Source organism: Erwinia persicina, assembly GCF_014838825.1.
Lineage (GTDB): Bacteria > Pseudomonadota > Gammaproteobacteria > Enterobacterales > Enterobacteriaceae > Erwinia > Erwinia persicina_A.
In genome coordinates, this window is sequence record NZ_JACYMO010000004.1 from 124,901 (window position 1) to 147,002 (window position 22,102).

The following is a 22,102-nucleotide window of genomic DNA, read 5'->3' on the forward strand; positions in this document are numbered from 1 at the left end:
TCAGTCGGCCAGTTCCAGAATGCGTGCCACCAGCTGTGAGAAGTTCATCCCTGCCTGTTTGGCCGCCATCGGCACCAGGCTGTGGCTGGTCATCCCCGGAGACGTATTGACCTCCAGCAGATAGAAACGCCCGTCCCCGCCCATCATCACATCTACGCGACCCCAGCCGCTGCAGCCCAGCGCACGCCATGCGGCGATCACCAGTTCGCTTAATTCGGCTTCCTGTCCGGCGCTCAGTCCTGACGGACAGAAGTACTGGGTATCGTCAGAAATATACTTTGCTTCATAGTCATAGAACTCACTGGCGGTCTGAATGCGAATAGACGGCAGAATGTCGTCCCCAATCACGCCAACGGTGTACTCTGGCCCGCTGAGAAACGCTTCCACCAGCACTTCGTCGTCATGACGAAATGCCTCGTCCAGGGCCGCCGGGAACTGATACGCCTCATTGACCCGCGAGATACCCACGCTGGATCCTTCACGACTCGGCTTAACGAACAGCGGCAGCCCGAGCGCATCAATACTGGCCAGCACGTCAGGCGTCAGGCCGTCATCCATCTGCTGACGCGTCAGCGCCACAAAGGGCGACACCGGTAAGCCACAGCCCTGCCACAGGTATTTGCTGCGCAGTTTGTCCATAGTGATCGCCGAAGCCATCACGCCGCTGCCGGTGTAAGGGATCGCCAGATAGTCCAGTACCCCCTGCAACGTGCCATCTTCACCGCCACGGCCGTGAAGGGCGATAAAGGCTTTCGCAAAGCCCTCTTCTTTCAGACGCATCACCGGGAAATCACGGATATCAACCGGATGTGCATCAATACCCGCTTCCTGCAGGCCTTTCAGTACCGCAGCACCCGACAACAGTGATACGTCACGTTCTGCGGAGGTTCCACCCAGCAATACCGCTACTTTCTCAGCCATGATGTTCCTCTTTATTCGTCTGCAGTTGTAACTTTTGGTCCGCCAGGGTGCGGGCTATACGGCCAACGTTACCCGCCCCCTGCACCAGAATCAGGTCGTTGCCAGACAGTTTTGGCAACAGCATTTCCAGAACCGCATCGTGGTCAGAGACCAGGATAGGGTCAACCTTACCCCGGCCACGAATGGTCCGGCACAATGAGCGGCTGTCTGCGCCCGGGATCGGTGACTCACCGGCGGCATATACATCCAGCATCAGCAACACATCGACCTGTGACAGCACGTTAGCGAAATCGTCGTACAGATCGCGGGTGCGGGTGTAACGATGCGGCTGGAAAATCATCACCAGATTTTTTTCCGGCCAGCCTGCCCGTGCGGCTTTAATGGTGACGTCAACTTCTGTCGGATGATGGCCATAATCATCCACCAGCATCGCTGTACCATGCTGACCGTTTACCTCGGCCAGCGGGTACTCCCCCAGGAAGTCGAAACGTCGCCCGGTCCCCTGGAAACTCAACAGCGCACTGAGAATATCTTGATCATCAATATTCTCTTCGGTCGCTACCGCCACCGCAGCCGCTGCATTTAGCGCATTATGGCGGCCTGGTGCATTGAGCGTGACGTGCATTAGCGGTTTATCATGACGCACCAGGGTAAAGTGGCCCTGTGCGCCACGCTGCTCGTAGTTCTCTACACGCACGTCGGCATCTTCACTGAACCCGTACGTGGTGATCTGACGACCTACGCGCGGAATAAGATCGCGGATCACCGCATCATCCACACAGAGCACAGCGCGACCGTAAAACGGCAAATTGTGCAGGAAGTTAATAAACGTCTGCTTCAGATTTTCAAAGTCGCCCTGGTAGGTATCCATATGATCGGCTTCGATATTCGTCACGATGGCGACCATAGGTTGCAGATGCAGGAACGACGCATCGCTCTCATCCGCTTCTGCAATCAGGTAGCGGCTGCTGCCGAGACGCGCATGGGTCCCCGCTGCCTTGACCAGCCCGCCATTCACAAACGTCGGATCCAACCCGCCTTCAGCATAAATGCTCGACACCATCGCCGTGGTGGTCGTTTTACCGTGCGTGCCGGCAACGGCGATACCATGGCGGAAGCGCATCAGTTCAGCCAGCATCTCAGCGCGACGGATCACCGGAATGCGCGCTTCACGCGCGGCAACCACTTCCGGGTTATCCTGGGATACAGCGGTGGAAACCACCACCACACTGGCATCACTGACGTTTTCCGGGCGATGGTGAAAGTAAATGGTCGCTCCCAGTGCGCTCAGATGCTGCGTCACCGCGTTCGGTGCCAGGTCTGAACCGCTAATTTCATACCCTTCATTCGCTAACACTTCGGCAATACCGCCCATGCCGGCACCACCGATGCCAACAAAGTGAATGTGCCGGACGCGACGCATCTCGGGCACGATAGAACGCAGTTTTGCCAGTTGCTGTGTATTCATCTCTTACCTGTGTTGCTGTGGTTCAGGCATCCCTGAACCCGACAGTTCTGGATCAGGCTGACCTGACCCCTGGAAAATCATTTTGCCGCTTTACTGACTTCGGCCGCGACACGCTCTGTTGCATCCGGGATGGCGACCGCGCGGGCTTTTTCTGCCATCTGCAATAGCGTGGCGCGATCCCAGCGGGTCAGCGTGGCAGCGACCCCTTCCGCGGTAAACTGCGGCTGTTCAAAAATTTTGGCGGCCCCAGCCTGTTCCAGTGGCAGGGCATTCCAGTACTGCTGGCGATCTTTGTGCTGGAAAGGCACGAAGATTGCGGGGAGCCCTGCGGCCGCCACTTCACTGACCGTCAGCGCACCGGAGCGACAGACCACCACATCAGCCCAGGCATAGGCGCTGGCCATATCGTCGATAAATTCCGACACCCGATGCTGTGTCTGGTTCACCCGCGCATAGTGCTGATTAACCGCCTCCAGCGCGCCCTTGCCTACCTGATGCCACAGGCTGATGCCTTCGCCCAGCAGCTCTGCCACCTGTGGCATCGTCTGGTTCAGCACGCGCGCCCCCTGGCTGCCGCCGATCACCAGCACCCGCACGGGACCTTCTCTTCCCGCTAACCGCACCGCCGGTAACGGCAGGGCCAGTACGTCGGTGCGTACCGGGTTGCCCACCACTTCCGCTTTGGGAAATGCGCCGGGAAACGCCTGCATCACTTTAGTGGCGATTTTCGCCAGCCATTTATTCGTTAATCCAGCAATACCGTTCTGTTCATGGAGCACCACCGGGATACCGCAGCTCCAGGCTGCCAGTCCACCCGGGCCGGAAACATAGCCGCCCATACCCAGCACCACGTCCGGCTTCCAGGCTTTCATGATCGCCCGCGCCTGACGCCAGGCATTAAAAATGCGCAGCGGCGAGGCGATCAGCGCTTTGATTCCCTTACCGCGTAGCCCGCTGATCTGGATAAAATCAATGTCGATACCGTGCTTCGGGACTAAATCCGCTTCCATCCGGTCAGCGGTTCCCAGCCAGCGAACCTGCCAGCCCTGCGCCATCAGATGGTGCGCGACGGCCAGGCCCGGGAAGACATGTCCCCCGGTTCCGCCAGCCATCACCATCAGTCGCTTACCCGTCATCGACATCGACTACCCTCTGCTAAACGCCTGCGCTTTCGCCAGACGCGTTTCATAATCTATACGTAACAAAAATACGATAGCGGTCGACATGATAATCAGACTCGACCCCCCGTAACTGATCAGCGGCAGTGTCAGACCTTTGGTCGGTAACATGCCCGCTGCGGCACCGACGTTCACCAGCGCCTGAAAGCTGAACCAGACGCCGATTGAACAGGCGAGAAAGCCTGAAAAGCGCTGATCGAGCTCTAATGCACGACGTCCGATGGACATCGCGCGAAAAGCGACGAAGAATACCATTAACAACGCCAAAACCACACCGATATAACCCAGTTCTTCTCCGATAATCGAGAAGATAAAATCGGTATGCGCTTCCGGTAAATATTCCAGTTTTTGCACGGAATTTCCCAATCCCTGCCCCCAGAACTCGCCACGACCAAAGGCCATTAACGATTGGGTTAACTGGTAACCGCTGCCGAACGGATCTTCCCACGGATTCCAGAAAGAAGTGACACGTCGCATACGATAAGGTTCAGCGACAATCAGCAAACAAACGGCAAAAATACCCGAGCCGATAATCGCCAGAAACTGCCACAGCTTGGCTCCGGCAAGAAACAGCATGGCCAGCGTGGTAACAAACAGCACGACCACCGTACCCAGATCGGGCTGAGCCAGCAGTAATACCGCCAGCACCACCATCACCCCCATCGGCTTACAGAAGCCCCAGAAGTTGTTACGCACTTCTTCAACCTTGCGCACCAGATAGCTGGCGAGATAGCAAAACAGTGACAGCTTGGATAATTCTGCTGGCTGAATACGCAGCGGTCCGAGAGCGATCCAGCGCGATGCACCATTAACCGAGCTGCCCACAACCAGCACGATAAGCAGCATCACTATCGTACCCATCAGCATGATGTTGCTGTAGCGCTGCCAGAAATCCATGGGCACACGCAATGTCACCAGCGCCATACCCATCGCCAGCAGGATGTAAAACGCATCACGCTTGGCAAAATAGAACGGGTCGTCATTCAAACGCTGACCCACCGGCATTGAGGCCGAGGTCACCATCACAAAGCCGAGGATGGCCAGACCAAAAGTCAGCCACAGCAGGGTACGGTCATAGAGAACGATTGAGCTCGTGTCGCTCTCTCGCGACCCCATCACCCAGGATTTCAGCCGTTCGGACAGGCCGCCGGCAAGACTCAGACCAGGAAAACGCATCAGTCAGCCTCCCGCGCCAGTTGAGCAAACAGATCGCCACGCTGCTCAAAGTTTTTAAACTGATCGAGGCTGGCGCAGGCAGGCGACAGCAGGACCAGGTCACCGGGCTGCACTTGAGCGGCAATCTGCTGCACCGCTTCCGCCAGGGTTTCGGTCTGGACGGCAATCTCCGGACGTAATGCTGCCAGCGCCTCACCGTCGCGCCCAAAACAGTAGGTACGAATGCGATCGCCCTGCAGATAGCGGGTCAGGGAGCTGAAATCCGCCGACTTACCGTCCCCCCCCAGCAACAGCCAGAGCGTACCTTTTACCTGTAAGCCATTAAGCGCGGCTTCAGTGCTGCCAACGTTGGTGGCTTTCGAGTCGTTAATCCAGCGCACGCCGTTATGCTCGTGAACCAGCTGGAAGCGATGCGGCAAACCGCCAAAAGTGGTCAGCGCTTTCAGGCTGCTTGCACGCGGCAGGCCAACGGCATCGGCCAGTGCCAGCGCCGCCAGCGCATTGGTATAGTTGTGCTGGCCCACCAGATTCATTTCAGCGGTGTTCAGCACCTTCTCGCCCTTGACCCGCAGCCAGGTACTGCCCTGCTGATGGTTGAGGTGATAGTCCCCCACGTCAGCCCCAAAGCTGACGCAGCGTTTATCGGCACCGCGCACCGGCATGGTCATCGCATCATCGGCATTCACCACGCAGACCGCCGCGTTTTCATAGACGCGCAACTTGGCTGCCCGGTACTGCTGCATCCCGAGCGGATAGCGATCCATATGATCTTCGGTGACATTCAGGATCGTTGCCGCTGCGGCCTGCAGGCTGTGCGTGGTTTCCAGCTGAAAGCTGGAGAGTTCGAGTACATAAAGCTGCGCAGGATTATCCAGCAACATCAGCGCCGGCAGGCCGATATTGCCGCCCACCCCCACCTGCCAGCCGGCGGCCTTGGCCATTTCGCCCACCAGCGTGGTGATGGTACTTTTACCATTGGAACCAGTGATGGCGACAATGGGTGCCTGGGCTTCACGGCAGAACAGTTCGATATCGCCCACGATCTCCACGCCCGCATCTGCCGCAGCCATCAGCGAAGGATGTGCCAGCGCCATGCCGGGGCTGGCAACAATCAGGTCGGCGTTTTGCAGCCAGTCGTCATTTAACGATCCCAGCCAGCGCTCAACGTTTTCCGGCAGCTTCTCCAGCCCCGGCGGCACGACACGGGTATCCATCACGCGCGGCGTTACGCCACGAGTGACAAAGAAATCAACACAGGAGAGGCCGGTCAGCCCCAACCCGATAATGACCACTTTTTTACCCTGATAGTCAGCCATAGTTAACGCACCTTCAGTGTTGCCAGGCCAATCAGCACCAGCATCAGTGAAATAATCCAGAAGCGCACGATGACGCGCGGCTCTGGCCAGCCTTTAAGCTCATAGTGATGGTGGATCGGTGCCATGCGGAAAATACGCTGGCCCCGCAGTTTGAATGAGCCTACCTGCAGGATGACCGACAGGGTTTCGACCACGAAGACCCCGCCCATGATCACCAGCAGGAACTCCTGACGCAGCAGCACGGCAATAGTACCCAGTGCGCCACCCAGCGCCAGTGAGCCGACATCGCCCATAAAGACCTGCGCCGGGTAGGTGTTGAACCACAGGAATCCCAGACCGGCCCCGACGATGGCCGTACAGACGATCACCAGCTCACCGGCATGGCGCAGATAGGGGATATGCAGATACTCAGCAAACTTAACGTTACCTGTAGCCCAGGCGACCAGGGCAAAGCCTGCGGCAACAAACACGGTCGGCATAATCGCCAGCCCGTCCAGGCCATCGGTCAGGTTTACTGCATTACTGGTGCCCACAATCACAAAGTACGCCAGCAGCAGGTAAAGCAGGCCCAGCTGCGGCATCACGTCTTTAAAGAACGGCACCACCAGCTCGGTTGCCGGCGTGTCTTTGCCAATCATGTACATTGCAAAGGCCGCCGCCAGAGCAATCACAGACTGCCAGAAGTATTTCCAGCGGGCGATCAGGCCTTTAGTGTCTTTGCGTACCACTTTGCGGTAATCATCAACAAAGCCGACGACACCGTAGCCCACCAGCACGAACAGCACGCACCAGACGTAAGGATTAGAGGGATAGGCCCACAGCAGCACCGAAATGGTGATGGAGGTAAGGATCATAATCCCGCCCATCGTCGGCGTGCCGCGCTTGCTGAAATGGGACTCCGGACCGTCGTTACGCACGACCTGGCCAAAGGACATTTCCTGCAGGCGGGCGATCATACGTGGCCCCATCCACAGGGAGATAAACAGCGCGGTCAGCAGGCTGACAATGGCGCGAAACGTCAGATACGAAAAGACGTTAAAGCCGGAATAAAATGCGACCAGATGCTCGGCCAGCCAGACTAACATGCGCCTTTCTCCTGTAAGGTGTGCACTACCTGCTCCATCGCGGCACTGCGCGAACCTTTAACCAAAACGGTAATCTGTGGATGTTGTGACAGCAGTGCCAGCGCGCGGACGCTGAGTGCCGCCTTATCGTGAAAATGTTCACCGACGCCGCTGGCATCAGAGATGGCCTGACTCAGTGAGCCCACGCTGAGTACCTTGTCGACCCCGGCGGCGTGGATCGCCGCACCCACCTGACGGTGGCACTCGACGGCTTCATCCCCTAACTCGCCCATATCGCCGACGATCATCACGCGGTAGCCCGGCATTTCGGCCAGCACCTGCGCGGCCGCCGTCATTGAGCCGACATTAGCGTTATAGCTGTCGTCCAGCAGTAACTTGTCCGCGCCCAGCACCACCGGGAACAGACGCCCCGGTACGGCGTTGAGCTGGCGTAATCCTTCCTGTATCGCACTTAATGGCGCACCGACGGACAGTGCCAGTGCGCTGGCCGCCAGGGCATTAGCGATGTTATGACGCCCCGGTAGTGGCAGGGTAATCGCCACGCTCCCCTGCGGCGAATGCAGCGTAAAATGCGTCCCCTGAGGAGTAATCAGCACGTCTGAGGCGTAAAAATCACTGTCGGACTGCTGCTCTGGTGAAAAGCGCCAGACGGTTTTCCCGTGCAGCACAGGCTGCCAGTGCGGCCAGTCGTTGCTGTCGCTGTTAATAATGGCGATACCGTGCAACGGCAGACCGTTAAAAATTTCCCCTTTGGCTTTCGCCACGCCAGCCAGCGAGCCAAAGCCTTCAAGATGGGCCGCCGCAAGGTTATTCACCAGCGCCGTTTCTGGTCGGGTCAGTTCGGTGGTGTAGGCGATTTCGCCCTGATGGTTCGCCCCGAGTTCGATCACCGCATACTGGTGCTCTTTCGTCAGGCGCAGCAGCGTTAAGGGCACCCCAATATCATTATTCAGGTTACCGGCGGTATACAGTGTCTCGCCGCATTGACGCAGCATGGCGGCGGTCATCTCTTTGACTGAGGTCTTGCCCGAAGAACCGGTCAGGGCAACCACGCGTGCGCCAGCCTGCTGACGCACCCAGCCTGCCAGCTGTCCCAGCGCAATGCGGGTGTCGGCCACCACCACCTGCGGCACGGCAACGGGTAAGTGCTTACTTACTAACAGCGCAAGCGAACCGGCCGTCAGCGCATCAGCCACAAAGTCATGTGCATCGAAACGCTCACCTTTCAGGGCAATAAACAGGCAGCCGGCAGTGACTTTGCGGGTGTCCGTGGTCACGGCTTCTATCGTCAGATCGCCGCCGTACAGCGTACCACCGGTAATGTCAGCCAGCTGGCTAAGGGTAAAAGCGATCATGCCAGCACCCCCAGCAGACGCGCGACGGTGACCCGGTCGGAGTAGTCGAAGCGCTGGTTGCCGATGATCTGGTAATCTTCATGGCCTTTGCCTGCCACCAGCACGATGTCGCCTTCCTGTGCCTGCATCACGGCGTTAGTGACCGCTTGCGCACGTCCCATCACCACGCGGGCGCGGCCTGCATCAAGAAGTCCGCTGAGGACATCAGCCACTATGGCGGCCGGATCTTCACTACGCGGGTTGTCGTCGGTGATCACCACAACATCAGCAAACTGTTCAGCAATCGCTCCCATTAGCGGGCGTTTACCTTTGTCACGATCTCCGCCGCAGCCAAACACGCACCACAGCTGACCTTTACAGTGCAGCCGTGCTGCTGCCAGTGCTTTTTCCAGCGCATCCGGCGTATGCGCATAATCCACCACCACGGTAGACTTACCCGGGGCGGTAAAGACCTCCATGCGCCCGGTGACCGGCAGCAGCTGGCTGGCCGTAGCCGTTAAGGCAGCCAGCGGATAGTCCAGAGAAAGCAGGGTCGCCAGCGCGACCAGCAGGTTACTGACGTTGAAGGCTCCCATCAGACGGCTGTCGATCTCACCCGGCCCCCAGCTGGAGTCAAAGCGAACCGCAGCCCCCCCATCGTGATACTGAACTTCAGTGGCTTTCAGCCAGCGCCCGCGGCAGGTGGGGTTAATGTTGTTTTCCATGCTGACGGCCACGGCGTCTGGCAGATTTTCCAGCCAGCGGTGCCCCACTTCGTCATCAGCATTAATAATGGCCTGCCCCACCTGATGCTCTGAGAACAGCAGCCATTTCGCGGCTTCATAACGCGCCATATCACCGTGGTAATCAAGGTGATCGCGGCTGAGGTTGGTAAAGGCGGCCGCCGCAAACGGCAGAGCGGCCACACGGTGCTGTACCAGGCCGTGAGAGGAGACTTCCATGGCTGCCAGCGTCGCGCCCTTGCTGACCAGCGAGGCCAGCAGGTGCTGCACATCAACCGCAGAACCGGTGGTATTTTCTGCGGGGGCCAGATGGCCGTACACGCCGTTACCGACCGTGCCCATCACCGCACCGGTTTCACCCAGCAGCTGGGCCCACTGTGCCAGCAGTTGGGTGATGGTGGTTTTTCCGTTGGTCCCGGTCACGCCAATCAGCTTGAGCTTCTCGCCCGGCTGCTGATAAAAGCGCCCGGCCAGGGCGGATAAGCGCTGAGAAAGCTGGGCAAGGTAAATGACCGGTACACCGTGCATGCGCACAATCTGCCCGTCTTCCGCCTCACCTTCGGCTTCGGCAATCACCGCCGCCACGCCCTGGGCAATGGCCTGGGGAATAAAACGGCGTCCGTCGGCCGCATGGCCTTTAATCGCCACAAACAGGTCGCCCGACGCCGCAAGGCGACTGTCCAGGGTCATGTCACGCAGCGGAAGCTCCGGTGCGCCAGGCACCCACGGTGCCAACAGGTCGCGCAGATTACGATCGGTCACTCGGTCCCTCATTCTTGTTAGTTACCATCTCGTTCTTGTCACTGGTGGGAGTCGGTAACGCATCCGGTTCAACGTTCATGGTGCGCAGTACGCCGCCCATGATGGCGCCAAATACCGGTGCGGAGACCGCACCACCGTAATATTTGCCCGCCTGAGGATCGTTAATGACCACCACCAGTGCAAAACGAGGGTTGCTTGCCGGTGCGACACCCGCGGTATAAGCAATGTATTTATTGACGTATTTTCCATCCGGGCCGACCTTTTTGGCCGTACCCGTTTTAATAGCAATGCGGTATCCCTTGATCGCGGCTTTCACGCCACCGCCGCCCGGGAGCGCTACGCTTTCCATCATGTGCAGAACGGTGCGCACCTGCGCTTCAGGGAAAATGCGCTGACCCGCCACTGGCGGGTCAACTTTGGTAATCGACAGCGGACGGTAAATGCCGTAGCTGCCCATCGTTGCGTAGACTCGCGCTAGCTGTAACGGCGTTACCATTAGCCCGTAGCCGAAAGAGAAGGTGGCCCTCTCTATGTCAGACCACCGTTGTTTTTGAGGATATAAGCCACTGCTTTCTCCGACCAACCCCAAATTGGTCGCTTTGCCTAACCCAAAACGAGAGTAAGTATCTACTAACGCACTGGACGGCATCGCTAACGCCAGTCTGGAAACACCAACGTTTGACGACTTCTGAAGCACCCCGGTCAGGGTCAATTCGCTGTAGCGAGCCACGTCTTTAATTTCGTGGCCGTTAATCCGGTAAGGCACGGTGTTCAGTACGCTGCCTTCGCGCACCACGCCACGCTGCAGGGCAGCCATCACCACCATCGGTTTGACGGTAGAACCCGGTTCAAAAATATCGGTGATCGCGCGATTACGCATCACGTCTTTCGTCGTACCCGCCAGGTTATTCGGGTTATAGGCCGGGCTGTTCGCCATCGCCAGCACCTCACCGGTGTTTACATCCACCAGCACCGCCGTGCCCGATTCCGCCTTGTTGAAAGCAACGGCATTATTCAGTTCGCGGTAGACCTGCGCCTGCAGACGCTCGTCGATGCTCAACGCCAGGTTGTGTGCCGCCTGGCTGTCTACCGAGGAGATATCCTCAATCACCCGTCCGAAGCGGTCTTTACGCACCGTCCGTTCACCCGGCTGGCCGGTCAGCCATTTATCAAAGCTTTTTTCTACGCCTTCGATACCCTGGCCGTCGATATTGGTGAACCCAATCAGATGTGAGGTCACCTGCCCGGCAGGATAGTAGCGACGTGATTCTTCCCGCAGAAAGATGCCCGGCAGTTTCAGTTTTTTGATGTAATCGCCAATGGCAGGATTCACCTGACGAGCCAGATAAACGAAGCGGCCTTTCGGATTGGCATTCACGCGCGCTGCAAGCTGGTCGAGGGGAATAGAGAGCGCATCGGAAAGGGCCTTCCAGCGGCTGTCGAGGGTGATCCCCCCTTTGTCGTGCAGCTCTTTGGGATCGGCCCAGATCGCATTCACCGGCACGCTGACGGCCAGAGGTCGGCCCGCACGGTCGCTGATCATCCCACGTGAAGTGGGGATCGCCTGCACGCGCAGCGAACGCATATCGCCCTCACGCACCAGCCGATCGGGGTTGATCACCTGCAGATAGGCCACCCGCATCAGCAGCCCGACCAGGGCCAGAAAAATACAGCCGCACAGCAACGCAAAACGCCAGCTAACAAAGCTGGCCTGATCTTCCTGGCGTTTCGACTTCTGCGTCTTACTTGCGGCTCTCATTGAGTCCGTGTGTCCTTATCGCTGTACCACAATATTTTCCTGCGAAGGATCAACATGCTGCATCTGTAGTTTCTCCGTTGCTATCCGTTCCACCCGGCTATGATCGCCCAGTGCATTTTCTTCCAGAATCAGGTTGCGCCACTCAATGTCCAGCGCGTCACGCTCCAGCACCAACTGCTCACGCTGCGCGGTAAGCAGACGCGTTTTGTGCGCGGTGGTGACGACCAGCACTGCCGAAACCAGCGAGGCAATCAGCAGGATCAGGGGGATCTTGCCATGCCGCAAAATATCGCCACCTATCACACCCGGCAGGCTGTGACGCTCATTACCGATCATGCTTCGGTACGCTCCGCAATACGCAGCACCGAGCTGCGGGCGCGCGGGTTGTCCGCCACTTCACTCTCACCCGGCATCATCTTGCCCAGTGCTTTCAGGCGGCGACCACCCAGACTGTTAAGTTGCGCTTCGGTCATGGGTATACCATGCGGTATCTGTGGCCCACGGCTCTGTTCGCGCATAAAGCGTTTTACGATGCGGTCTTCCAGCGAGTGGAAGCTGATCACCGAAAGCCGACCACCGGGTGACAGCGCGCTCAGTGAGCCTTTCAGCGCCTGTTCGATCTCATCCAGCTCACTGTTCACCCAGATACGGATGGCCTGGAAACTGCGCGTCGCCGGATGTTTAAATTTATCTTTTACCGGCGTGGCGACATAAATCACCTCGGCCAGTTCTTTCGTCCGCGTCATAGGCTGTTCACGATTGCGCTCCACGATGGCGCGGGCGATACGTTTGGCAAACCGCTCCTCACCGAAGGTCTTCAGCACAAAAACAATGTCCGCCTCTTCCGCTTTCAGCAGCCATTCTGCCGCCGACTGGCCGCGCGTAGGGTCCATGCGCATATCCAGCGGTCCGTCACGCATGAAGGAGAAGCCGCGCTCGGCATCATCCAGCTGTGGGGAGGAGACGCCAAGATCCAGCAGGATCCCGTCAATCTTGCCACTCAGCCCACGCTCTTCCGCGTATTCAGCCAGCGCCGAAAAGGGGCCATGGATAATGGTAAAGCGGGGATCGTCGATCTCAGCGGCGGCGGCGATCGCCTGCGGATCGCGGTCGATAGCATACAAACGTCCCTTCTCGCCCAGTTGGGAAAGGATCAGGCGTGAGTGTCCACCGCGCCCAAAGGTGCCATCAATATAGATGCCGTCAGGGTGAATATTGAGGCCGTTTACCGCCTCGTCCAACAGCACTGTGGTGTGTTTAAAATTATCCTGCATAGCTATAACGACAAATCCTGCAACCGGTCAGAGAGAGGTTCCTGAGAGGTGTGCTCTGCGTCAATATCTTCCTTGACTTGTTGATACCAGGTCTGTTCATCCCACAGCTCAAACTTGTTGAACTGCCCAACCAGCATCACTTCTTTGGTGAGGTTCGCATGCTGACGAAGCGTGTTCGCCAGCAGTAAGCGACCTGCATTATCCATCTGGCATTCACTGGCGTGCCCCAGCAGCAGACGTTGTACACGGCGCTCTGCGGGGTTCATGCTGGATAAACGAGACAGCTTTTGTTCAATGATTTCCCATTCGGGTAAGGTGTAAAGCAGCAGGCATGTCTGGTGAAGGTCAATGGTACAAACCATTTGCCCTTGTGATTCCCCGATCAGCGTTTCGCGGTAGCGCGTCGGCACGGCAAGCCGGCCTTTGCTGTCGAGATTGACTAACGTTGCTCCACGGAACATGCCAGCCTCACCCCCCACATCCCCAAAATCACCACTTAACTCCACAAATTCCCACCAAAAGAGTGTACGGAGCAGAGGAAATCATTGTCAAGCCGCATACATAGCCGATTGGCATTATTTCTTCGGAGGAGTAAACACGGGGAAGTTAAAAAAAAACCAAATGAAGATAAATCTTAGAAATAAACTAATGAATAACGTCAGGAAATTCTTGTGAACCCCTTAATTGCTCAAAAAATACCACTTTATCTCCGCACAAAATAAGCTGCCCGCTTTGCGACGTGGGCGGCATTTTAGGTTATTTCTTAAAACTTTCCCAGCATAACCCTTCTGAGCCCTGACGTTCCGCGCTCCGTCAGGTTGCAGAGTATTTATAAACGTCAGGGTTTATAATCAGATGCTGACATTACCGCACTCTTTTTACTTTTATTTACCTGAGGTAACACCAGATTAGCGGTTAAATTGTGCGCTTAAGGTTTAAAAGATATGAAAAAGGCAGCTTTCGCTGCCTTGTGAACTTAGTTCGTTTTACGGTTTAGTCGCCCACGCCGATATAGATTTCGCCGGATCCGCGTCAAACCGGGTTTCGGTTTACGGGGTTCATCCAGACTGGCGAGCACCAGTTCCAGCACTCGTTCTGCCACGTCCCGATGCCGCTGGCCCACCGCCAGAACCGGGCACTCGAGGAAATCGAGCAGTTCATGATCGCCGAAGGTGGCAATCGCCAGATCCTGCGGAAGCCTGCCCTCACGGCGCAGCGTCACGTCCATCACGCCCTGCAACAACCCGAAAGAGGTAGTGAACAGCGCTTCCGGCATCTCATGGGTTTCGAGGTATTTTTCAAACAGCGTGGCCGCCGCACTGCGTTCAAAACTGTTGGCGTAAATAAAGTCTATGGGACGATCGTCCCCTTTCCAGGCATCACGGAAGCCCAGCTCACGCAGGAAGCTAACGGACAGCTCCGGCAGTGCGCCAAGAAAGAGCACGGATTTGGCCGGGAGCTTGCGCAGTTCGGCCCCCAGCGCTTCGGCATCATCCTGGTCTGCACCCACCACGCTGGTGAAATGTTCACGATCCAGCGCACGATCCAGTGCAATAATCGGTAACGGGTCGTTGATCCAGCGCTGATAGAAAGGATGCTCCGGCGGCAGGGAGGTAGAGACGATAATCGCATCAACCTGTCGTTGCAGCAGATGCTCCACGCAGCGCATTTCATTATCCGGCTGGTCTTCCGAGCAGGCAATCAGCAGTTGATAACCGCGCTGGCGTGCCTGGCGTTCCAGATAGTTTGCAATCCTTGTGTAGCTGGTATTCTCCAGATCGGGAATAACCAGTCCTATCGAACGGGTGCGCCCGGCGCGTAACCCTGCCGCCACCGCGTTCGGATGGTAATTATGTTCACGCACCACCGCCATGACTTTCTCGACGGTTTTATCGCTGACACGATACTGCTTGGCCTTGCCGTTAATGACATAGCTGGCCGTCGTGCGCGAAACACCCGCGAGGCGCGCAATTTCATCCAGTTTCACAATAACCCCACACTTCGCTATGGATTAGTATTTGTAACATCTAACCGCAGAATACCTACGTGAGCAACCGCTTTTCATCTGCGGCGGGGGCTTTATGACAAAAATAAAAAAACCCGGCATTACGCCGGGTTAACTGACAATCTTAATTATCACGCTGGCGCATCAGCGCATGATGCGTTCGCCGCGTGCAACACCGACGATCCCGGATCGGGCGACCTCAACAATTTCCGCCACTTCGCGTACGGCACTGAGGAACGCATCCAGCTTATCGCTGGTGCCGGCAAGCTGAACCGTATAAAGCGACGGTGTGACATCCACGATCTGCCCGCGGAAGATCTCAGCGCAGCGCTTCACCTCTTCACGACCATAGCCGCTGGCCTGAATCTTCACCAGCATGATTTCGCGCTCAACAAATGCGCCCTGGCCCAGTTCGCTGACGCGCAGAACATCCACCAGCTTGTGCAGCTGCTTTTCGATCTGCTCAATCACCTTCTCGTCGCCCACCGTCTGAATGGTCATCCGCGACAGCGTAGGATCGTCTGTCGGGGCCACGGTGAGGCTCTCAATGTTATAGCCACGCTGGGAGAACAGGCCTACCACGCGGGACAATGCGCCGGATTCGTTTTCCAGCAGAACCGATAATACACGACGCATAATTAAGTCCTCTCCGTTTTGCTCAACCACATCTCGTCCATACCGCCACCGCGAATATGCATCGGGTAAACGTGTTCCGTGCCGTCAACGTTAACGTCGACAAAGACCAGGCGCTCTTTCGCCAGGTGTTCCAGCGCTTCCGTCAGCTTCGCTTCCAGCTCGTCCGGGCGGCTAATGGAGATCCCTACGTGACCATAGGCTTCCGCCAGGCGGACAAAATCAGGCAGCGACTCCATATAAGACTGGGAGTGACGGCCGGAATAGATCATGTCCTGCCACTGCTTCACCATGCCCAGGAAACGGTTGTTCAGATTGAGCACCAGCACCGGAATGCCGTACTGCAACGCAGTGGACAGCTCCTGAATATTCATCTGAATACTGCCATCGCCCGTGACACACACCACGGTTTCCTGCGGTAACGCCAGTTTCACGCCCAGCGCAGCCGGTAAGCCGAAGCCCATCGTGCCCAGACCACCGGAGTTGATCCAGCGGCGGGGCTTATCAAACTGATAATAGAGTGCAGCAAACATCTGGTGCTGACCCACGTCAGAGGTCACATACGCATCGCCATGGGTCAGACGACAGATGGTTTCAATCACCGCCTGAGGTTTGATCTTATCGCTGGTGCGATCGAATTCGAGGCACTGGCGCGAACGCCACTGATCGATATTCTGCCACCAGTCGCGCACACTGTCGTAATCCTGCTTCACATCGCTCTGCGCCAGCAGTTCCAGCATCTGTTGCAATACCTGCTTCGCATCGCCGACGATCGGCACATCCGCTGAAACGGTTTTAGAGATCGACGTCGGATCAATGTCGATATGCAGTATGGTGGCGTTGGGGCAGTATTTTGCCAGGTTATTAGTGGTACGGTCATCGAAGCGTACGCCAACGGCAAAAATGACATCAGAATGGTGCATCGTCATATTGGCTTCGTAGGTACCGTGCATCCCCAGCATCCCCACGCACTGACGATGTGTTCCCGGGAATGCCCCCAGCCCCATCAGTGAGGTGGTGACAGGAATATTCAGCGTTTCAGCCAGCTGGCGCAGCTCATCGTGGCAGGCGGCGTTAATCACCCCACCCCCGGCGTAGATCACCGGTTTTTTGGCAGCCAGCAGCGTTTGCAACGCGCGTTTGATCTGGCCTTTATGGCCCTGCGTCGTCGGATTGTATGAACGCATACTGACTTCATCAGGCCAGACGTATGGCAGTTTATTCGCCGGGCTCATCATGTCTTTCGGCAGGTCGACCACCACCGGTCCGGGACGTCCGCTGGCGGCCAGCCAGAAGGCTTTCTTCATGATGGTGGGGATATCTTCAACCCGCTTCACCATAAAGCTGTGCTTCACCACCGGGCGGGAAATCCCCACCATATCGCACTCCTGGAAGGCGTCATAACCGATCAGGGAGGACATCACCTGACCGGACAACACCACCATCGGAATGGAGTCCATATAGGCGGTGGCAATGCCGGTAATCGCATTGGTCGCACCGGGGCCGGACGTGACCAGCACGACACCAACATCGCCGGTCGCTCGGGCATAGCCGTCCGCCATATGGACAGCACCCTGTTCGTGACGGACCAGGATATGATCCACGCCGCCCACCGTTTGCAGAGCGTCATAGATATCAAGGACCGCTCCGCCGGGATAGCCGAATACATGTTTTACGCCCTGATCGATTAACGATCGGACTACCATCTCGGCTCCTGACAACATCTCCATTTTTGCCTCCAGGCTTTAAGGTGCTGATTTATCGACCATCGCGCAGACGTTTAAGGGCTGCGGGCGGCAGATAAGGTCAAAACCTGTTTTTATTATGCTCAGACAGTGGAAGTCATTTCCAACATCCAGGTACAGGGCGAAGCCCCAGTTTTTCGAGGTTATGGCAAATACCATAACCGTAGAAAAGTTGGCAGGCAAACGGCAAACCCTACGACACGTGCGGAAAGGGATAATTAAGGCTCTGCCGCCCTCCCCCTGCCATCGACGTTTACACTGTAATTCTGCGCTTCATAAAGCGGAATATACTGTGGTGATGAAATATACATTGTGATCGTTTTGTTATTAAAACCCTGCGGCCTTTAAAGCCCGGCGGCGCAAATAATGCCCACACTCCGGGAAGCGTTATTGAAGGTTGACAGCTCCGGTCTTAATCAGGTATCAATAAAGTCACTTGCAGAATTTAATGAGGTTTGAGTCCATGATTCGTTCCAACCGCCTACTCGGTCTACTACTAAACGCATCCCCTTTGCGCGGTAGACTTGTGGGCGGAATCAATCACTGATTCAGGCCTGTAAAACCTAAGAAACCCGCGCCGATGCGCGGGTTTTTTTATGCTCGCAGCACCCGGCGACGTAAACCCGATAAGGAACTATCCCATGAGCGACCACGTCATTATTTTCGATACCACACTGCGCGATGGCGAACAGGCATTACAGGCCAGCCTGAGTGTGAAGGAAAAACTGCAGATTGCCCTGGCGCTGGAGCGTATGGGCGTTGACGTGATGGAGGTCGGTTTTCCGGTTTCGTCCCCGGGGGATTTTGAATCGGTGCAGACCATCGCCCGTCAGATCAAAAACAGCCGGGTATGTGGCCTGGCCCGCTGTGTGGAAAAAGATATCGACGCCGCCTATGAAGCGCTGCGCGTGGCAGATGCCTACCGTATCCATACCTTCCTCGCCACCTCCCCTATGCACATCGCCACTAAGCTGCGCAGTACCCTGCCAGAGGTGATCGAGCGCGCCGTTAAAATGGTGAAGCGCGCACGTAACTACACCGATGACGTCGAATTTTCCTGCGAAGACGGCGGCCGTACGCCGATTGACGATCTGTGCCGGGTGGTGGAAGCCGCGATTAACGCCGGGGCCACAACCATTAACATCCCAGACACCGTCGGCTACACCCTGCCTTACGAATATGCCAATATTTTCAGCGCGCTGCGCGAACGCGTACCCAATATTGATAAAGCCATCCTGTCCGTACATACCCATGACGATTTGGGGATGGCGGTCGGCAATGCGCTGGCGGCAGTGAATGCCGGTGCCCGTCAGATTGAAGGGGCGATGAACGGTCTGGGTGAGCGCGCCGGAAACTGTGCGCTGGAAGAGGTCATCATGGCGATTAAAACCCGCGGTCAGTTGATGAACGTTCAGACGCGGATTAATCATCAGGAGATCTACCGTACCTGCCAGACCGTCAGCAAAATCTGCAATATGCCTATCCCGGCGCACAAAGCGATTATCGGTTCCAACGCCTTCGCTCACTCCTCTGGTATTCATCAGGATGGCGTACTGAAAAATCGTGAAAACTACGAAATTCTGACACCGGAATCCATTGGCCTGAAACAGGTTCAGCTGAACCTGACTTCCCGTTCCGGGCGCGCAGCCGTCAAGCACCGCATGGAGGAGATGGGCTACACCGACGCCGAGTACAACATGGATACGTTGTACGATGCGTTCAAAGCGCTGGCCGATAAGAAAGGCCAGGTATTCGACTACGACCTGGAAGCCCTGGCGTTTATCAATAAACAGTCTGAAGAGCCGGAATACTTCACACTGGATACTTTCAACGTGCAGTCCGGTTCAACGGTCATTGCCACTGCCACGGTACAGCTGGGCTGCGGCGAACAGCAGAAAACCGAAGCGGCCACCGGTAACGGTCCGGTGGATGCCGTTTACCAGGCCATCAACCGTATCACCGACTTTGATGCCGAGCTGATCAACTACCAACTGACCGCGAAAGGCCACGGCAAAGACGCGCTGGGTCAGGTGGATATTGTGGTGCAGTACAACGGCCGTAAATTCCACGGCGTTGGCCTGGCGACAGATATTGTCGAATCCTCCGCTAAAGCAATGGTGAACGCGCTGAATACCATCTGGCGCGCGCGTCAGGTGGAGCAGGAATTGCAGCGTAAGTCTCAGAATAAAGATCAGAAGGAAGCCGTATAAATGTCCCGTACTTACCATATTGCTGTATTACCCGGTGACGGCATCGGCCCGGAAGTGATGGCACAGGCCAGTAAAGTGCTGGAAGCCATTCGCCAGCGTTTTAATCTGCGTATCTCCACCAGCGAATACGATGTCGGTGGCATTGCCATCGATCGCCACGGTGTGCCATTGCCTGATGCTACGGTAAAAGGCTGTGAGCAGGCTGACGCCATTCTGTTCGGTTCGGTCGGTGGCCCAAAATGGGAGCATCTGCCCCCGACAGAACAGCCGGAGCGCGGCGCTCTGCTGCCCCTGCGTAAACATTTTCAACTGTTCAGCAATCTGCGACCAGCCAGCCTGTATAAGGGGCTGGAAGATTTCTGCCCGCTGCGCCGCGATATTGCCGATCAGGGCTTTGATATACTGGTGGTGCGCGAGCTGACTGGGGGGATCTATTTCGGTCAGCCGAAAGGCCGCGAAGGCAGTGGCATGCACGAACGCGCCTTCGACACCGAGGTATATCACCGCTTCGAGATCGAACGCATTGCCCGTATCGCCTTTGAATCGGCACGCAAGCGCCGCAGCAAAGTCACCTCTATTGATAAAGCCAACGTGCTGCAGTCCTCGATTCTCTGGCGTCAAATCGTCAATGAAGTGGCGCAGGACTACCCGGACGTTGAGCTGAGCCATATGTATATCGACAATGCCACCATGCAGCTGATTAAAGCCCCGTCGCAGTTCGACGTGATGCTCTGCTCTAATCTGTTTGGGGACATTCTGTCCGATGAATGTGCCATGATCACCGGCTCCATGGGGATGCTGCCCTCCGCCAGCCTGAACGAAAAAGGCTTTGGGCTGTTCGAACCGGCGGGCGGCTCTGCGCCGGACATCGCCGGGAAAAATATCGCCAACCCGGTGGCACAAATCCTGTCGCTGGCCCTGCTGCTGCGCTACAGCCTGAATGAAACCGGGGCGGCAGAGGCTATTGAACATGCCATTAATCGTGCACTGGCTGAAGGTTACCGCACCGGTGACCTGGCGGGCAGCGGCACGTCAATCGGCACCGATGAAATGGGCAGCACCATTGCCCGGTTTATTCGCGAAGCATAAAAATATGAAAACACTGTACGAGAAGCTGTTTGATGCGCATGTCGTGCACGAAGCACCCGGTGAAACGCCGCTGATCTATATCGACAGGCACCTTGTTCATGAGGTGACCTCGGCGCAGGCCTTTGACGGTCTGCGCGCTCATGGTCGCCCGGTGCGTCAGCCGTCAAAGACCTTTGCCACCATGGATCACAACGTTTCGACCCAGTCGCGTGATATTAACGCCAGCGGTGAGATGGCGCGGATTCAGATGACGGCACTGATGAAAAACTGTGAAGCCTTTGGTGTGCAGCTGTTTGACCTCAGCCATCAGTTCCAGGGCATTGTGCATGTGATGGGGCCGGAACAGGGCCTGTCACTGCCTGGCATGACCCTTGTTTGCGGCGATTCGCATACCTCCACGCACGGCGCGTTAGGTGCGCTGGCCTTTGGTATCGGCACGTCAGAAGTAGAGCATGTGCTGGCGACGCAGACGCTGAAGCAGGCCCGGGCGAAAACCATGAAGGTGGAAGTTTGCGGCCAGACCGCACCGGGCATCACGGCAAAAGATATTGCTCTGGCGATTATCGGTAAAACCGGCAGCGGCGGGGGTAATGGCCACGTGGTGGAGTTCTGCGGGGAAGCCGTCGCCGCGTTGAGCATGGAAGGCCGCATGACGCTGTGTAATATGGCGATCGAACTGGGTGCCAAAGCGGGGCTGATTGCTCCGGACGACACCACCTTCCACTACGTTAACGGCCGCCGTTTTGCCCCCAGAGGCGCGGCCTGGCAGCAGGCTGTCGACTACTGGCGCACGCTGAAAACCGACGACGGGGCACATTTCGATAAAGTCGTGACGCTGGACGCGGCTGAGATCGCGCCGCAGGTGACCTGGGGAACCAATCCCGGACAGGTAATTGCCGTCAGTGACCCAATTCCCGATCCGGCCTCCTTCAGCGATCCGGTAGAACGCGCCTCGGCGGAAAAAGCCCTGGCTTATATGGATCTGAAACCCGGCATCCGTCTGACCGAGGTGCCGATAGATAAAGTGTTTATCGGCTCCTGTACCAACTCACGAATCGAGGATTTACGCGCAGCGGCGGCAGTGGTGAAAGGACAGAAGATTGCGCAGGGCGTGCAGGGCTACGTGGTGCCCGGCTCCGGCCCGGTGAAGGCACAGGCGGAAGAAGAAGGTCTGGATAAAATCTTTATCGACGCGGGATTTGAATGGCGTCTGCCTGGCTGCTCTATGTGTCTGGCCATGAACAACGACCGCCTCAGCCCGGGCGAACGCTGTGCGTCCACCAGCAACCGCAACTTTGAAGGCCGACAGGGACGCGGTGGGCGTACGCATCTGGTCAGCCCGGCGATGGCCGCCGCCGCTGCAGTCGCCGGTCACTTTGCTGATATCCGTGAGCTGATTTAAGG

At 57.0% G+C, this 22,102-nt stretch carries 19 protein-coding genes; 4 read left to right on the top strand and 15 right to left on the bottom strand.

Annotation, left to right across the window (positions count from 1 at the left end; all coding sequences use genetic code 11):
• From IFU29_RS12095 to ilvI, 15 genes are all read right to left on the bottom strand, one after another.
• A complete protein-coding gene (locus IFU29_RS12095; protein ID WP_191934146.1) occupies window positions 1-921 on the bottom strand; it encodes a D-alanine--D-alanine ligase in 921 nt (306 codons plus the stop codon).
• On the bottom strand, window positions 914-2,389 hold the full coding sequence (gene murC / locus IFU29_RS12100) for a UDP-N-acetylmuramate--L-alanine ligase (protein WP_191934147.1): 1,476 nt from the start codon (window positions 2,387-2,389) through the stop codon (window positions 914-916). Before murC ends, IFU29_RS12095 begins: the two co-directional genes overlap by 8 nt.
• A gap of 77 nt (window positions 2,390-2,466) precedes the next feature.
• Complete coding sequence (gene murG / locus IFU29_RS12105; RefSeq protein WP_191934148.1) at window positions 2,467-3,531, bottom strand: undecaprenyldiphospho-muramoylpentapeptide beta-N-acetylglucosaminyltransferase; 1,065 nt, start codon at window positions 3,529-3,531, stop codon at window positions 2,467-2,469.
• A gap of 3 nt (window positions 3,532-3,534) precedes the next feature.
• On the bottom strand, window positions 3,535-4,743 hold the full coding sequence (ftsW, locus tag IFU29_RS12110) for a cell division protein FtsW (protein ID WP_191934149.1): 1,209 nt from the start codon (window positions 4,741-4,743) through the stop codon (window positions 3,535-3,537).
• The gene (gene murD, locus IFU29_RS12115) at window positions 4,743-6,059 is read right to left on the bottom strand and encodes a UDP-N-acetylmuramoyl-L-alanine--D-glutamate ligase (RefSeq protein ID WP_191934150.1); all 1,317 of its coding nucleotides are present in this window, start codon (window positions 6,057-6,059) and stop codon (window positions 4,743-4,745) included. Before murD ends, ftsW begins: the two co-directional genes overlap by 1 nt.
• Before the next feature lie 2 nt (window positions 6,060-6,061).
• Window positions 6,062-7,144: a phospho-N-acetylmuramoyl-pentapeptide-transferase gene (mraY, locus tag IFU29_RS12120; RefSeq protein ID WP_191934151.1), complete on the bottom strand. Its 1,083-nt coding sequence runs from the start codon at window positions 7,142-7,144 to the stop codon at window positions 6,062-6,064.
• Window positions 7,138-8,499 carry a UDP-N-acetylmuramoyl-tripeptide--D-alanyl-D-alanine ligase gene (gene murF, locus IFU29_RS12125; RefSeq protein WP_191934152.1) on the bottom strand — a complete coding sequence of 454 codons (1,362 nt, stop codon included), beginning with the start codon at window positions 8,497-8,499 and terminating at the stop codon, window positions 7,138-7,140. Before murF ends, mraY begins: the two co-directional genes overlap by 7 nt.
• Complete coding sequence (gene murE, locus IFU29_RS12130) at window positions 8,496-9,983, bottom strand: UDP-N-acetylmuramoyl-L-alanyl-D-glutamate--2,6-diaminopimelate ligase (protein ID WP_191934153.1); 1,488 nt, start codon at window positions 9,981-9,983, stop codon at window positions 8,496-8,498. The genes murF and murE overlap by 4 nt, the downstream gene beginning before the upstream one ends.
• Window positions 9,970-11,742 carry a peptidoglycan glycosyltransferase FtsI gene (locus IFU29_RS12135; protein ID WP_191934154.1) on the bottom strand — a complete coding sequence of 591 codons (1,773 nt, stop codon included), beginning with the start codon at window positions 11,740-11,742 and terminating at the stop codon, window positions 9,970-9,972. The genes murE and IFU29_RS12135 overlap by 14 nt, the downstream gene beginning before the upstream one ends.
• 15 nt (window positions 11,743-11,757) lie before the next feature.
• Complete coding sequence (gene ftsL, locus IFU29_RS12140) at window positions 11,758-12,078, bottom strand: cell division protein FtsL (protein ID WP_062747519.1); 321 nt, start codon at window positions 12,076-12,078, stop codon at window positions 11,758-11,760.
• Window positions 12,075-13,016 (bottom strand): 16S rRNA (cytosine(1402)-N(4))-methyltransferase RsmH, encoded by a 942-nt coding sequence (rsmH, locus tag IFU29_RS12145; RefSeq protein WP_191934155.1) that lies wholly within the window; start codon window positions 13,014-13,016, stop codon window positions 12,075-12,077. Before rsmH ends, ftsL begins: the two co-directional genes overlap by 4 nt.
• 2 nt (window positions 13,017-13,018) lie before the next feature.
• Window positions 13,019-13,477, bottom strand: coding sequence for a division/cell wall cluster transcriptional repressor MraZ (gene mraZ, locus IFU29_RS12150; RefSeq protein WP_062747515.1), 459 nt, complete (start codon window positions 13,475-13,477; stop codon window positions 13,019-13,021).
• A gap of 515 nt (window positions 13,478-13,992) precedes the next feature.
• Window positions 13,993-15,003, bottom strand: a complete 1,011-nt coding sequence (cra, locus tag IFU29_RS12155) for a catabolite repressor/activator (RefSeq protein ID WP_191934156.1) — start codon at window positions 15,001-15,003, stop codon at window positions 13,993-13,995.
• Between the two features lie 162 nt (window positions 15,004-15,165).
• On the bottom strand, window positions 15,166-15,657 hold the full coding sequence (ilvN, locus tag IFU29_RS12160; protein ID WP_062747511.1) for an acetolactate synthase small subunit: 492 nt from the start codon (window positions 15,655-15,657) through the stop codon (window positions 15,166-15,168).
• A 2-nt stretch (window positions 15,658-15,659) separates the two neighbouring features.
• Complete coding sequence (gene ilvI, locus IFU29_RS12165) at window positions 15,660-17,384, bottom strand: acetolactate synthase 3 large subunit (RefSeq protein ID WP_191934157.1); 1,725 nt, start codon at window positions 17,382-17,384, stop codon at window positions 15,660-15,662.
• Window positions 17,385-17,862: 478 nt separating this feature from the next.
• Between ilvI and leuL the strand changes: the two genes are divergently transcribed.
• From leuL to leuC, 4 genes are all read left to right on the top strand, one after another.
• Window positions 17,863-17,946 carry a leu operon leader peptide gene (gene leuL / locus IFU29_RS22825; protein ID WP_118665871.1) on the top strand — a complete coding sequence of 28 codons (84 nt, stop codon included), beginning with the start codon at window positions 17,863-17,865 and terminating at the stop codon, window positions 17,944-17,946.
• A gap of 94 nt (window positions 17,947-18,040) precedes the next feature.
• On the top strand, window positions 18,041-19,609 hold the full coding sequence (gene leuA / locus IFU29_RS12175; RefSeq protein ID WP_191934158.1) for a 2-isopropylmalate synthase: 1,569 nt from the start codon (window positions 18,041-18,043) through the stop codon (window positions 19,607-19,609).
• Window positions 19,610-20,698, top strand: a complete 1,089-nt coding sequence (gene leuB, locus IFU29_RS12180; RefSeq protein WP_191934159.1) for a 3-isopropylmalate dehydrogenase — start codon at window positions 19,610-19,612, stop codon at window positions 20,696-20,698.
• Between the two features lie 4 nt (window positions 20,699-20,702).
• On the top strand, window positions 20,703-22,100 hold the full coding sequence (gene leuC, locus IFU29_RS12185; RefSeq protein ID WP_191934160.1) for a 3-isopropylmalate dehydratase large subunit: 1,398 nt from the start codon (window positions 20,703-20,705) through the stop codon (window positions 22,098-22,100).
• The last annotated feature ends 2 nt before the right edge of the window (window positions 22,101-22,102 follow it).